The following is a 13,365-nucleotide window of genomic DNA, read 5'->3' as shown; positions in this document are numbered from 1 at the left end:
CGTTCCGCGGCAGGCCTGTTTATCCAAGATTATTCAGCTTTAATTTTTCTGCACTCCAAATAGAAGCGTTTGTCCCAGGCATGTCCCATAGAGAACGTTTTGCGCGGGAGCGCGCCGTCCAGCACAACGGTTTTAAACAGCTCCTCTTTCGGCATGGCTTCCAACAGGAAACCGATGTTTCCGGGTTTGGAGGAAAGTGCTTCGACGACTTCGTTTCCATGGATATAATCGACCCTTCCGCCGTTTTCCGCGATATAAGCGTCCAGGAACGATTGCAGCGTGCCAACCGGCAGGTTGGAAACGGCCGCGTTGAAGCGAAGCTCCTTCTTTTGGCCGTTGTTGCAAACCAGGATGCGCTGGCCGTCCGCAGAGCCGCACTGTGATTCCAGCGCCGCCAGAAACATTTCCTCGTCCACGTCGAAGACAATGCGGTGAATCGGTTCGAATTCCAGAGAGGCGTCGTGCAGGTTGACCACCTCTACCAGCGCGTAGCGGGCCGGATGTGCGCGATATTCTTCCTCCGGCAGGGTCTTTTTCAGATTTTCATAGCAGGTTTTTGCCGTTGCAAGGGAGTGATTTCCGTCGCCCACCGCAAACAGGAGGGGGGATTTTCCATTCAGGCCGTAGTGCCGGTTGAATGATTCCGGGTCGGCCAGTTCGCCCAGCGCGCCAAGGATGCGCATGGATTCCGCATCGTCGCACTGGTATCCGGCAATGGAACCGCTGTCCTGCATCAGGTCAAACCGGTAAACCTCTTCCAAATCGCCCATGCGGTCTGCAATGGGTTCAATCACGGTCTTTGCGGGGTCGTCGATCAACAGCATGATATGCGGGCATTCCAAAGAGGCGTCCTCACGCACCTTAACACGGGGCGGGATGCGCTCCAATACAGTGCCCTCCGTCGCGCGGATCAGGGATTCCGAACCCTTGGTGAAGTCATACTGCTCCAGATCGACCACACCCATCAGGCCACGGCGCAATTTTCCGTCGCGCAGGGTGCGTTCCACATACAGGAACTGGTCCGTTACGCGGAACAAATCGGATGCCAGATAGCGATCCATTGCGGCATTGACGTCCGCAATCCGCTTTTCCACACCGTCTTCCTCCAGATAAAGCTCCGGCACAATCATGCGCAGGGTGGACGGCGCTTCACCGACGAACTGCTCCACCTCCTGCCAATAATCCGGCTGTGAGGTATATTGGTCGCATGCGACTACGCTCCACTTGGTCAAATCCGCGTTTGCGGGCAAAAGGGCCTCTGCGGGATAAAAACCCAAACCGTTCATATCATTTCTCCCTACTTTTGGATTGCCTGTGCACGGCGGCCAGGCTGTGAGACACAAAGAGAAAGGCCATCCGCATGGATGGTCTTCCTGGAATTTATGTCTATTGTATCGCGTTGCCAATAAAAATTCAAGGCTGTTTCGACAGTTTCTGCAAGCTTAAAATTAAGAATCAGTTGCACTTTTGGGGACAGGGTGCTATCATGGAGAAAATGAAACATAGGGGAGGACTTATGATGCAGACGCCCACCGTATTTCTCTATAATCTGGATACTCCAAAGGGGAGCCAAATCAAACGCATGTGCCTGCCGATGAAAATTCGTGTCCGTTCGGTCAAACCGGAGGAATACGCCGAACCGCTGGCGGCCTTGTCAGGGCAGATGGAGCCGACAGGCCATATACCGGAGAACGCCGTCTTTACCGACGAAATGCTTTTGCTGGTTCATTTTACGAACAGCCTGCTGGATGCTTTTTTGCAGGGCTTCCGCAGGCATAAAATCGCGCCGGTGGCGCTGAAAGCAATTTATACGCCTCATAACGCGGCATGGAATTCCATTCAGCTCCGGGAAGAACTGGTGAAAGAGCGGGAAGCGATGACGCGGGGCGGGCAGGCGCACGGGCCGGAAACCCCATGAAAATTCTGCTCTCGCCCGCTAAAAAAATGAATGCCGACGTGGACTTTTTGGAGCCGCGCCAGTTGCCCGCACTGCTGGAGCGGACGGAACAATTGATGCAGTATCTGCGGAGCCTTCCGTATGAGGAACTGAAAAAGCTGCTCTGCTGCAACGATGCGATTGCGCGGTTGAATTTTGACCGCTACCGGAAGATGCAGCTGCGCCGGAACCTGACGCCCGCGCTTTTGAGCTATGAGGGAATTCAATATCAATATATGGCGCCGCATCTTTTCACTGAACCGCAATATGCGTATGTGGAAGCGCATGTGCGGATTCTCTCCGGATTTTACGGCGTATTGCGGCCGTTTGACGGCGTGGTTCCCTACCGGCTGGAGATGCAGGCGAAGGTACAAACACCTTTCTGTAAAAATCTATACGATTTCTGGGACGGCAGCCTGTTTGACCAGTTAGAGGAACCGGAGGGAACGATTGTGAACCTGGCCTCTAAGGAATATGGAAAGGCGGTGCTTCCGTATGTTCCGCAGGGAGTGCGGGTGATCACGCCCGTCTTTGGAGAGCGCTGTGAGGATAAAATCATGGAAAAAGGCGTTTATGTTAAAATGGCGCGCGGAGAGATGGTCCGTTATATGGCGGAACACGCGGTTTCCTGTCCGGAGGAGATCCGGCAGTTTGGCAGGCTGGGATACCGGTATTGCGCAGAACGGTCAAGCGATTCAGTCTTCGTATTCCTCCGATAACATGCTATTGATGGAGGCGGTGGAAACGACGACGTCCGATGCTGGCTGCAAGGCGTCGACGGCGCAGCGCAGTTCCTCCAGCTTAACATAAATTTCATTCTGATTTTGAATCAACATATTCAGATTGTGGTTGATCAATCCCAATTCCTTACATACCTTTTTATGATGTTTCATTGTCGTATTCGCCTCGTTCTTTTTTCTACAGTATACACGTATTTTTCTAAATAAGCAACCACATGCGTGTGAGAAAAGACGTCAGAACGCTCCCCGGATGGCAGAATAGTATGAAGGGACGGGGGTGAATATCATGAACAATCGGCAGTTATTGACACAGCTTAATACCGTCCGAAATGCAGTTTTGACCTACCAGCGGATGCAAAATACCTCCTGCCAGGTAGAAAGTCTGCTGCGCCAGGCGGGATGGGCTGCCGGTTATATGCAGGATATCCGTGCGCTGAGCAGTGCCATGCGGCAGATTCAGTACACAATGGCGCATGTACGCCGCCGCGGAAGACGATAAAAAACAGCAGTCCCGGATCTTTACAAAATCCGGGACTGCTGTTTTTTATAAATATAGAATTGTAAGGGCTTAAATTAATGGGCGTCGCAGGCGCATTCCTCACACGCCGGGACTTCTCCGACAAAAGGCGTGGGGTCGATGCCCTGGCGCTTATAATAGTCGGATACCGCCGCTTTAATGGCCTGTTCAGCGAGAACGGAACAGTGCACCTTAACCGGCGGCAGGCCGTCGAGTGCTTCCATCACGGCTTTGTTGGTCAGTTTGAGCGCGTCTTCAATCTTCTTACCCTTGATCAGTTCTGTTGCCATGGAGCTGGTGGCGATGGCCGCACCGCAGCCGAAGGTCTTGAACTTCACGTCCGTGATGGTATCGCCGTCGACCTTAATGTACATGCGCATGATATCTCCGCAGCGGGAGTTGCCGACCTCGCCGACGCCGCTGGGATCTTCCATCTCGCCGACATTGCGCGGGTTTGCAAAATGATCCATTACTTTTTCACTGTATGCCATAAACGATCAGCCTCTTTTCTTTGACATTCTTTTTCTTTCCATATTATAAATCAGTTATACTTTTTTCCATGAATGATTTCGTCCCAAAGCGGGGACATGGCGCGCAGCCGCTCCACGATGCCGGGCAGGACCTCCAAAATGTAGTCGACGTCCTCCTCCGTATTCTGGTCACTGAAGGAGAGGCGCAGGGAGCCGTGCGCGATCTCATGCGGCAGGCCGATGGAAAGCAGCACATGGCTGGGGTCCAGGGAACCCGAGGTGCAAGCGGAACCGGAGGAGCCGCAGATGCCGTTCAGGTCCAGAAGAAGAAGAAGGGACTCGCCTTCGATGCCTTCAAAACAGAAATTCACATTTCCCGGCAGGCGTTTGATGTGGTCGCCGTTTAAGCGGGAACGCTCAATCTGTAAGACGCCGTCGACCAGTCTGTCCCGCATGGCGGTCAGGCGTTTGGCACGTTCCTCCATGGTGGCGCAGGCCTCTTTTAAAGCGGTGCTCAAGCCGACGATACCGGCCACGTTTTCGGTGCCGGCACGCCGCCCGCGCTCCTGTGCGCCGCCGTCGATTAAATTGGGAAGCTGTACTCCTCTGCGGACATATAGCGCGCCCACGCCTTTGGGACCGTGGAACTTGTGCGCGGAGAGAGAGAGCAGGTCGATGTTTTGCGCTTTCACGTCGATCGGCACGTTGCCGACCGCCTGTACCGCGTCGGTGTGGAACAACACGCCATGCTGTTTACAAATAGCGCCGATCTCCGGAATCGGCTGGATGGTGCCGATCTCATTGTTTGCATACATAATGGTGATAAGCGCCGTATCCTCACGAATCGCGGCTTCCAGCTCCTCCGGACGGACAAGGCCGTCTTCGTGTACGTCCAGATAGGTGACGGAGAACCCCTCTTTTTCCAGAGAGGCGCAGGTATGCAGCACAGCGTGGTGTTCAAATTTAGAGGTAATAATATGTTTTTTCCCCTTCTTTGCCTGTACATGTGCTGCACCCTTAATTGCCCAGTTGTCGGCCTCGCTGCCACCGGAGGTAAAGAAAATCTCGCTCGGTTCCGCGCCGAGACAGGCGGCAACTTCTCCGCGTGCCAGCTCCAGCGGGCGCTTGGCGTCCCGGCCTACAGAGTACAGGCTGGACGGGTTGCCGTAAATCGATGTAAAATACGGTTTCATCGCCTCAAAAACGGCGGGGGAAACCGGTGTTGTAGCGGCGTTATCAGCATAAACAAAACGTGCCATGTGTTCAATCACCTTTTCTTTCCTTTATCAGTGTGCCGATGCCCCAACCGGGCCGGCAAAATTTTTTACAAAATTGGATTGGCAAATCCTGACTGATTTACTATGATTATAATATACACCTTTTTAGTATAGTATGCAATAGGGTTTAAAAATTTTTTCACTGCCGTCCGGCTTTGGCGCGTTCCGCCGCCGCTACCGCCAGGCGGTCGCAGCGTTCGTTTTCCGGATGGCCGTTATGCCCCCGCACCCAATGGATGGTGATTTTGTGCTGTTCCAGCAGGTTCAGCAGCGTCTCCCACAGGTCTGCGTTCAGAGCGGGGGATTTGTCCGACTTGCGCCAGCCGTTGCGCCGCCAGCCTTTGGCCCAGCCCTTTTCTATGGCGTTGCAGACGTATTGAGAATCGCTGCACAGTGTTATTTCGCACGGTTCTTTCAGGCATTGCAGGGCGGCAATGACCGCACTGAGTTCCATGCGGTTGTTGGTGGTGTCCGCGTCGCCGCCGCTGATCTCCTTTTCCACGCCGTTATACCGCAGGACCGCGCCCCAGCCGCCCGGCCCGGGGTTGCCCTGGCAGGCGCCGTCCGTAAAAATTTCCACATGTTTCATCGTATCCATCCTTTTCCTAATATATGTATCCTATGTTTCCTGTTTGTTTTATAGGCAGTTTCAACCTAAGTCAATTGTGAGCTGCGATTCCGCTAGGTTATTATAGCATAGAAATATATTGCGTGCGCGCGGAGCCGCAATTTTTTTCAGACGGCGGTGCAATTGGTTTAACAAGCGCAGAAGGGGCCATAATATGAATAAAAGTGCGGCCTGCTTTTTAGGAAACTTGACAGCTATCCAATATCAAGGTACAATAAAAGCAATCATAACCGGTGGGAAACGGCGCCGTTTTTGGAAAAGGACGGGCCAGACCCGCGGTCGGGAATGTATCTGCCGCAAAAGCCGTGTGGACGGTGTGCGGCGTCCTGCTGAAAAACATTTCACAAGTATTTTAAATGTGTGGCAGGATGGAATTTACCCGGATCAGGGGATTCCTTTTTCACTGAAATATTATTAATGCGCGCGGTTCCGGCAGCGTATCCGGAGCGGCTTTGCGCGGATTAAAAATATAAATATTTTACTTTGGAGCGTCATGCCCGCCAGGCACCGTTTGCAGGCGGACATTTTATCGGCGTATCCAAAAATAATGGAGGTCATATCTTGACGGAAAGAAATCAGAATCAAACGGATACGGTGCACCTGCAGGAGACAGCTGCAGAAACAGGGGTGCATCCGGCGCTGTATGGAAAAGTAACTTTGCCAGCCAGAGCGGAAGAAACGCCGGAAAAAAAGCCGGAGCAGCCCCGCCGCCGTCCTGCAAAGCGGCCGGCGCAGCCCAAAAAACCGCAGCAGGCGGAACCGGCCGTGGAACAGGCGGCCAAACCGGCACGCGGCAAAAAACGCGGACAGCCGCCGGTGAAGAAGCCGTCCATTAAAGCCTATTTTCTGGGCGGGCTCAACGAGATCGGAAAGAACTTTACCCTGTACGAGTGTGAAGGCGATATGTTGATTGTGGACTGCGGCATGGCGTTCCCGGACGAGGATATGCTGGGCGTGGACCTGGTCCTGCCGGACTTTACCTTTGTGGAGCGCAACGCGGATAAAATCCGCGGCATTGTGCTGACGCACGGACATGAGGACCACATTGGCGCGCTGCCGTACCTGCTCAAGCGTGTCAACCTGCCGATTTACGGCACCATGCTGACGCTGGGTCTGGTGGAAGGAAAGCTCAAGGAGCACGGCCTCGCGGGCAAGGTCAAAATGAACGTCGTCAAACCGGGGCAGACCGTGAAGCTCGGCTGCATGAATGTGGAGTTTATCCATGTGAACCATTCCATCCCGGATGCGGTCGGTTTTGCGATCCACTCTCCGGCGGGCACCGTTGTGTACACCGGTGACTTTAAGATTGATTGCACGCCTGCCTGGGGCGAAATGATCGACTTGGGCCGCTTTGCGGAGCTGGGCAACGAGGGCGTTCTGGCCCTGCTGGCGGACTCCACCAACGCCGAACGGCCCGGCTACACCAAGACGGAGCAGATGGTGGACAATACCTTTGAAAACCTGTTCAAGCGCGCGGAGAAAAAGCGCATCATCATTGCGACGTTTGCGTCCAACATCAGCCGCGTGCAGCAGATCATCAACTGTGCGGTTCGTTATGGCCGCAAGGTAGCGCTTTCCGGGCGCAGCATGCTGAACGTGATGGGCATCGCCGTGGAGATGGGGTATCTGCAGGTGCCGGACGGCGTGCTGATCGACATCGACTTGCTCAACCGCTACCCCAAGGAGAAAGTGGTGCTGATCACCACCGGCAGCCAGGGTGAGCCGATGAGCGCCTTGACGCGCATGGCGTTTGCCGACCACCGAAAGGTGGAAGTCGGCCCCGGCGACTTTATCATTATCTCTGCAAGGCCGATCCCCGGCAATGAAAAAACCGTGGGCGCGGTGGTCGATGAGCTTTTGAAGCGCGGCTGCGAGGTCATCTACGAATCGATGTATGAAGTGCACGTTTCGGGCCATGCCTGCCAGGAGGAACTCAAGATCATCCAGGGGATTACCAAACCCAAGTATTTTATTCCGGTCCACGGTGAGCAGAAGCACCTGCGCAAGAACGCGGGGCTTGCCGCCTCGATGGGCATGGACAGCTCCCGGATTTACATCGGCGACATCGGCGATGTGGTGGAGCTGAACCAGGATTATATGAAGAAACTCACCAGCGTCCCGGCGGGCCGCATTTTGGTGGACGGCCTCGGCGTGGGCGACGTGGGCAGCATCGTGTTGCGGGACCGCAAGCATTTGGCGGAGGACGGCCTCATCGTTGTGGTGTGTACCATCGACGCGTCGGGCAATGTGGTTTCCGGTCCGGACGTTGTCTCCCGCGGATTTGTCTATGTGCGTGAGGCGGAACCGCTGATCGACGAGGCAAAGAAGCGTGTGGTCGCCGCTCTGGAGAGCTGCTCGGAACACCACATTCATGAGTGGGGCGCCTTAAAGACGCGCATCAAGGACGAGTTGTCGCGCTTCCTGTACGAGCGTACGCGCAGAAGCCCGATGATCCTGCCAATTATCATGGAAATATAAAACGACATGCTGGCTGCGGCGGAAACGCCGCGGCCATTCGTCATGCGTGCCGGCCAGTTTGGATTTTAAGGAGTAGGAACGGTGAAAAAAAAGATATGGGTTGCATCGCCGGTCTGCCTGGTTGTCGCGGCGGTTATGCTGGCGATGGCAGGGGTAAGCTGGTTTACCCACAATCCGGCGGTGTTTGTCACAGAGATCATTCTGGCAATCGCGGCTGTGATTCTGGTCGCGATTTCTATTTTCCGGTTTCAATCGCATATCCTGTATTCGGTACGGGCCGTGCGGCGTGTCCTGTCCGGGCAGGAATACCAGGCGCTGCAGCGTTTGACCATGCCGGTTGCCATCATCGGGGAAGCCGGGGATATCGTCTGGGCCAACCCCGCGTTTCTGGAGAGTGTAGGCGGAACGAGGGACTGCCGCGGGGAAAATATCCTGCGCTACCTCTATCCCCACACGCTGGAGCAGGTGATGCAGGCGAAGGGGACGGATGTCGGCGTTGGGAACCGCCGCTTTACCGCCTATGCCTCGCAGACGGCGGGGGGCAGCATCCTGTATCTGGTGGACGATACATATTATAAGGCCGTCAACAAAGAATTTGCGGAAAAACGGCCGGTTGTCGCCATTGCGCATTTTGACAACCGGGAGGAGCTGGCGCGGGACCTCAACGGAGGTGAAGACGCGCGCCTCGCTTCCGATGTGGAAAGTACGCTGGCGGAATGGGCACAGAGCATGAACGGTTTTCTGCGCCGTCTCAGCGGCGGCCGCTTTTTAATCCTGACAGACGAGGCCCATATTCGGCAGGCGATGGAAAAGCGCTTTGAGATTCTGGACAAGGTCCGCGGCATCAAAACGGTGGAACGCCGCAGCCCGACGGTTTCCATCGGTGTGGGGCGCGGTGCGGGAAACCTGCAGGAATCCGAGCTGTGGGCGCGCAAAGCGCTGGAAATGGCGCTGGGCCGCGGCGGCGACCAGGTGGCGGTCAAACAGAAAAACGATACCTATGAGTTCTTTGGCGGCTTGAGTAAGGGCGTGGAAAAGCGCGACAAAGTGCGCACCCGCGTTATTGCCGCCACACTCTCCGACCATATCAAGGATTCCGACAATGTGATGATCATGGGTCACAGGTTTTCCGACCTCGATGCGGTTGGTTCGGCGGTCGGTATCTGGAGCGCGGTGACCAAGGCGCTGCAAAAGCCGGCATATGTGGTGACCAACCGGCAGCAAAGCCTGGCCGGGCAGCTGATCACCCATGTGGAGGCGGCGGCGCCGGGCAAGACAGTGTTCCTTGCGCCCGCGGAGGCGCTGGAGCAGATGACGCCCCGCACCCTGCTGATCGTGGTGGACACGCATTCTCCGGACTTTGTGGAGAGCAAGGACCTGCTGAACCGGGCGGCGCGTGTGGTGGTAATCGACCACCACCGCATGATGGTCAAGCACATTGAGAACGCAATTGTCTTTTACCATGAGCCGTACGCCAGCTCCACATCGGAGATGGTGGCGGAACTGGTGCAGTATGTCGGCGACCACACGCTGACGCAGGCGGAGGCCGAGGCGCTTCTGGCCGGCATCATGCTGGATACCAAGAGCTTTGTGCTTAAGACCGGCGTGCGCACCTTTGAAGCGGCCGCATATCTGCGCCGCCGCGGCGCGGACACGGTGGAAGTTAAGCGTATGTTTGCCGATACCATCGACAGCTACAAGGCGAAATACGCCATTGTTTCCGCGGCGGAGATCATGGAAAGCTGCGCCATCGCCCACACGGACCACGAGTTCCCGGATATCCGGGTAACCTCTTCCCAGGCGGCGGACGAACTGCTCTCCATTCAGGGCGTCAAGGCGTCCTTTGTGATCTTCCCCACGGGGAATGTAATGAATATTTCGGCGCGTTCGCTGGGAGATATCAATGTACAGATTGTGATGGAGGAGCTGGGCGGCGGCGGTCATTTGAACATGGCGGCGGCACAGATTCCGGATATCACGGTGGAACAGGCCAAAACACAGCTGCTGGCGGCAATCAAAAAGAAGGTACAGCCGGCGGGGAATCAAAAATAGGAGGAAATTTACCATGAAAGTCATCTTATTGCAGGATGTAAAGGGAAGCGGGAAAAAGGGCGAGCTTGTCAATGTTTCCGACGGGTATGCGCGCAATTTTCTGTTTCCGCGCAATCTGGCCAAGGAGGCCAACGCACAGGCGATGAACGAGCTGAAAAACGCCGAATCTGCCAAAGCGCATAAAATTGAGATGGAAAAGAAGACTGCAACGGAGGCCGCGGCCAAGCTGGAGGGCAAGAGCGTCAAGCTGACGGCCAAGGGCGGCACGGGCGGGCGCCTGTTCGGCTCCATCACCTCCAAGGAAATTGCGGAGGCGATCCGCAAAACCTACCACATCGACGTGGATAAGCGCAAGATCGAAGTGGACGGAGATATTAAGGCGTTTGGCACCTACCAGTGCGTGGTGAAGCTCTATACCGGTATCAGCGCCAAGGTTTTCGCTGTGGTATCGGAATCGCAGGAAAAATAAAGGAAGAGAAAAGCGGGAGGGATGCACATGGACAATTTAACGGCGGGTTACAGCGCCCTGAATTTGCCCTTCAGCCCGGAGGCGGAACAGTCCGTCCTGGGCGCGATCCTACTGGATTCTTCCTGTCTGGACCGGGTGGCGGAGATCCTGCCCCGCCCGGACTATTTTTATCAGACCAACAACAGCCTGATCTATGCCGCCATGCTGGACATGTTCACGGTGGGCAGGCAGGTGGACTTCGTCACACTGCTGGAAAAGCTCAAGGAATATCGGGAGTTTGACGAGACCAGCGGCAAGACGTATCTGCTGCAGCTCGCGCAGATTGTTCCTTCGATCAGCAACGTTGAGTCGTACGCCCGCATTGTGCGGGATAAATACGATATCCGCACGCTGATCATCACCGCGCGGGAAATCATGGAGGAGGCGTCCGACGGCGGTGTCGACGCCGAAAAACTCCTCGATTCCGCGGAGCAGCGGATTTTTGACATCCGCCGCGGGAAGAATATGCAGGGGCTGCAGCGGATCGACGAGATCATCATTCAGACGCTGGACCGGCTGGACCTGCTCAATTCGCCGGACAGCGATTTATTCAAGGGCGTACCCACCGGCATTCGGGAGCTGGACGATACCATCACCGGGCTGAACCGCTCCGACCTGATTTTGCTGGCGGCGCGTCCCGGCATGGGTAAAACGAGCTTTGCGCTGAATATTGCGCGGCACGCGGCGGTCAAGGCGGAGAAGAAGATTGCATTTTTTTCTCTGGAAATGACGAAGGAACAGCTTTCTTCCCGTTTGATCTCCACGGAAGCCATGGTGGGCGGCACGAAGCTGCGCACCGGCAAGCTCAGCGAGGACGAGTGGGTGCGCATCATCGAGGCGGGGGACATCCTCTCCAAGACGAAGATGTATTTTGACGACAGCTCCGGCATCACTGTACCGGAGATGAAGGCAAAGCTGCGCCGCCTCAAAGATGTGGATCTGGTAATCATCGACTATTTGCAGCTGATGTCCGGTTCCAACAACCGCAAGGGAGACGGCAACCGCGTACAGGAGATTTCAGAGATCACCCGAAACCTGAAGATCATGGCGAAGGAGCTGAACGTGCCGGTATTGACGCTTTCACAGCTGTCCCGTGCCAGCGAGCAGCGCACCACGCACCGGCCGATGCTTTCTGACCTGCGCGATTCCGGTTCCATTGAGCAGGACGCGGATATCGTCCTGTTCCTGTACCGCGAGGATTACTACGCGAACGCGGACGCGCCGGGAGAATCCGACGACCGCAACAGCGGCGAATGCATTGTGGCGAAAAACCGTCACGGCGAGACAAAGACTGTGCCGCTGCATTGGCAGGGCGAGTTTATGCGCTTCACCGCACAGGAGGTTTTGCGCAGTGAATGAGGAAATTGCAAACATAAAAGAGCTGGTTCAAGGGGTAATCGCCGAGTTTGGTATGCTCCCGCCGGGCGGCAGGGTCGTTGTGGGCCTGTCGGGCGGGGCGGACTCAATGGCGCTTACCCATTTTCTCGTTTATCAGGAGAAGGCGGAGGTACTTGCAGCGCACGTCAACCATGGCCTGCGCGGGGCGGAATCGGATGCGGACGAGGCGTTTGTCCGCAAATGGTGCGCGGAAAACCACATTCCACTCCGGGTTCTGCATGCCGATGTCAAACGCCTGGCGGAGGAGCGGAAGCAGGGTCTGGAGGAATGCGGGCGGGAGGTGCGCTACGCCTTTTTTCAGGAGCTGGCGCAGGACGCCAGGATCGCCACGGCGCACACCCTTTCCGACAATGCGGAAACCGTTTTGCTCAACTTGACAAAGGGTACGGGCGCGCGCGGGCTGTGTGGGATTCCACCGGTGCGCGGCAATATTATCCGTCCGCTGATCCGCGCCACCCGTGAACAGGTGGAAGCGTATTGCCGGTTTTACGGGCTGGCGTATGTGACGGACAGCTCGAATCTGGAGCGGAATTTTGCACGCAACCGGGTGCGGCTGGACGTCGTGCCGGTTTTAAAGCGGATTAATCCCGCCTTTGAGAAAGAAATTGCGGGCATGACCATGCGGCTGGCGCGGGATGAATTGTTTTTGCAGGGGCAGGCGGAGCAGGCGGTCCGGCGGGCGGAAACGCCCCATGGATATGACCTTGCCGTTTTAAAAACGCTGGCGCGGCCGGTCCTGGTGCGCGCGGCGGCGGTTATACTCCGGCGCGCCGGGGAGGTGCGGCTGGAAAGCAAGCATCTGGAAGCCGCCGCGGACGTGATCGCCGCAGGAAAAGGCTCCGTCAGCGTTGCGGGAGGAATACAAATCGCCGCGCAGGGCAATACTCTTTTTGTCGCACCGGAGCGCATGGAGCCGTGGAGCGTGCCGGTTTCATTCCCGGTCACACGGACGCCGGACGGGCGCAGCATTTGTTTAAAAAAAATTAACAAGAATGCCGTTCAAACCGAGAATAAATTTCATAATTTGTTATTTCATAATTGTATCAACTGTGATACAATATGGACTAATCCAGTCTTTCGGACCCGGCGCGCGGGCGATGTTTTTCGTCCGGCGGGCCGCGGCGTGTCGAAATCGCTGAAAAAGCTGTTTAATGAGGCAAAGCTGGAACCCCTGCTGCGCGACAAAGTCATTTTGTTGGAAAGCGGCGGGGAAATTCTTTGGATAGAGGGCTTTGGCCCGGCGGAAAGCGCCCGGGTTTTGCCCGGAACACAGCAGGCGGTTACAATCAGAGTGGAACCTGCCGGGAGCAGCGCACAAGTGTGCGGCTCCCAGGACGAATGGGAAAGGGATGGATAAACCA

Annotated in this window: 14 protein-coding genes; 9 read left to right on the top strand and 5 right to left on the bottom strand. The window is 55.9% G+C overall.

Annotated elements, in window-relative coordinates; genetic code table 11:
* Positions 1 to 29: 29 nt before the first annotated feature.
* Complete coding sequence (locus tag BN2106_RS12150) at positions 30 to 1,286, bottom strand: DUF1015 domain-containing protein (protein WP_050698844.1); 1,257 nt, start codon at positions 1,284 to 1,286, stop codon at positions 30 to 32.
* Positions 1,287 to 1,519: 233 nt separating this feature from the next.
* On the opposite strand from BN2106_RS12150, the gene BN2106_RS12145 reads away from it, so the two are divergent.
* Together BN2106_RS12145 and yaaA are read left to right on the top strand one after the other, a co-directional pair.
* The gene (locus BN2106_RS12145; protein ID WP_050698843.1) at positions 1,520 to 1,918 is read left to right on the top strand and encodes a DUF3783 domain-containing protein; all 399 of its coding nucleotides are present in this window, start codon (positions 1,520 to 1,522) and stop codon (positions 1,916 to 1,918) included.
* Positions 1,915 to 2,655 carry a peroxide stress protein YaaA gene (gene yaaA, locus BN2106_RS12140; protein WP_050698842.1) on the top strand — a complete coding sequence of 247 codons (741 nt, stop codon included), beginning with the start codon at positions 1,915 to 1,917 and terminating at the stop codon, positions 2,653 to 2,655. The genes BN2106_RS12145 and yaaA overlap by 4 nt, the downstream gene beginning before the upstream one ends.
* Here yaaA and BN2106_RS12135 read toward each other — a convergent pair.
* A complete protein-coding gene (locus tag BN2106_RS12135) occupies positions 2,632 to 2,829 on the bottom strand; it encodes a hypothetical protein (protein WP_050698841.1) in 198 nt (65 codons plus the stop codon). The genes yaaA and BN2106_RS12135 overlap by 24 nt on opposite strands.
* A gap of 133 nt (positions 2,830 to 2,962) precedes the next feature.
* Between BN2106_RS12135 and BN2106_RS12130 the strand changes: the two genes are divergently transcribed.
* A complete protein-coding gene (locus BN2106_RS12130; RefSeq protein WP_050698840.1) occupies positions 2,963 to 3,175 on the top strand; it encodes a hypothetical protein in 213 nt (70 codons plus the stop codon).
* A 74-nt stretch (positions 3,176 to 3,249) separates the two neighbouring features.
* Here the strand turns inward: BN2106_RS12130 and nifU are convergent, their stop codons facing one another.
* The 3 genes from nifU to rnhA form a co-directional block, all read right to left on the bottom strand.
* Positions 3,250 to 3,684, bottom strand: a complete 435-nt coding sequence (nifU, locus tag BN2106_RS12125; RefSeq protein ID WP_050698839.1) for a Fe-S cluster assembly scaffold protein NifU — start codon at positions 3,682 to 3,684, stop codon at positions 3,250 to 3,252.
* Between the two features lie 50 nt (positions 3,685 to 3,734).
* On the bottom strand, positions 3,735 to 4,922 hold the full coding sequence (gene nifS, locus BN2106_RS12120; protein WP_050698838.1) for a cysteine desulfurase NifS: 1,188 nt from the start codon (positions 4,920 to 4,922) through the stop codon (positions 3,735 to 3,737).
* A gap of 157 nt (positions 4,923 to 5,079) precedes the next feature.
* Positions 5,080 to 5,529, bottom strand: a complete 450-nt coding sequence (gene rnhA / locus BN2106_RS12115; RefSeq protein WP_050698837.1) for a ribonuclease HI — start codon at positions 5,527 to 5,529, stop codon at positions 5,080 to 5,082.
* A 193-nt stretch (positions 5,530 to 5,722) separates the two neighbouring features.
* On the opposite strand from rnhA, the gene BN2106_RS12110 reads away from it, so the two are divergent.
* The 6 genes from BN2106_RS12110 to tilS all read left to right on the top strand — a co-directional run bounded on the left by BN2106_RS12110 (position 5,723) and on the right by tilS (position 13,361).
* Positions 5,723 to 5,986 (top strand): hypothetical protein, encoded by a 264-nt coding sequence (locus BN2106_RS12110; RefSeq protein WP_050698836.1) that lies wholly within the window; start codon positions 5,723 to 5,725, stop codon positions 5,984 to 5,986.
* A 239-nt stretch (positions 5,987 to 6,225) separates the two neighbouring features.
* On the top strand, positions 6,226 to 8,046 hold the full coding sequence (locus BN2106_RS12105; RefSeq protein WP_074017549.1) for a ribonuclease J: 1,821 nt from the start codon (positions 6,226 to 6,228) through the stop codon (positions 8,044 to 8,046).
* A gap of 81 nt (positions 8,047 to 8,127) precedes the next feature.
* Positions 8,128 to 10,098 (top strand): DHH family phosphoesterase, encoded by a 1,971-nt coding sequence (locus BN2106_RS12100; RefSeq protein WP_082236490.1) that lies wholly within the window; start codon positions 8,128 to 8,130, stop codon positions 10,096 to 10,098.
* 13 nt (positions 10,099 to 10,111) lie between these two features.
* Positions 10,112 to 10,567: a 50S ribosomal protein L9 gene (rplI, locus tag BN2106_RS12095; RefSeq protein ID WP_050698835.1), complete on the top strand. Its 456-nt coding sequence runs from the start codon at positions 10,112 to 10,114 to the stop codon at positions 10,565 to 10,567.
* A 21-nt stretch (positions 10,568 to 10,588) separates the two neighbouring features.
* Positions 10,589 to 11,965 carry a replicative DNA helicase gene (gene dnaB / locus BN2106_RS12090; RefSeq protein ID WP_050698834.1) on the top strand — a complete coding sequence of 459 codons (1,377 nt, stop codon included), beginning with the start codon at positions 10,589 to 10,591 and terminating at the stop codon, positions 11,963 to 11,965.
* Entirely contained in the window at positions 11,958 to 13,361 is a 1,404-nt protein-coding gene (gene tilS / locus BN2106_RS12085) for a tRNA lysidine(34) synthetase TilS (protein ID WP_242846324.1), read from the top strand. The genes dnaB and tilS overlap by 8 nt, the downstream gene beginning before the upstream one ends.
* Positions 13,362 to 13,365 lie beyond the last annotated feature (4 nt).

The organism is Anaeromassilibacillus senegalensis (assembly GCF_001261775.1).
Taxonomy (GTDB): domain Bacteria; phylum Bacillota; class Clostridia; order Oscillospirales; family Acutalibacteraceae; genus Anaeromassilibacillus; species Anaeromassilibacillus senegalensis.
The sequence above is the reverse complement of the archived record's forward strand: the minus strand, read 5'-3'. Positions and strand labels throughout refer to the sequence as shown.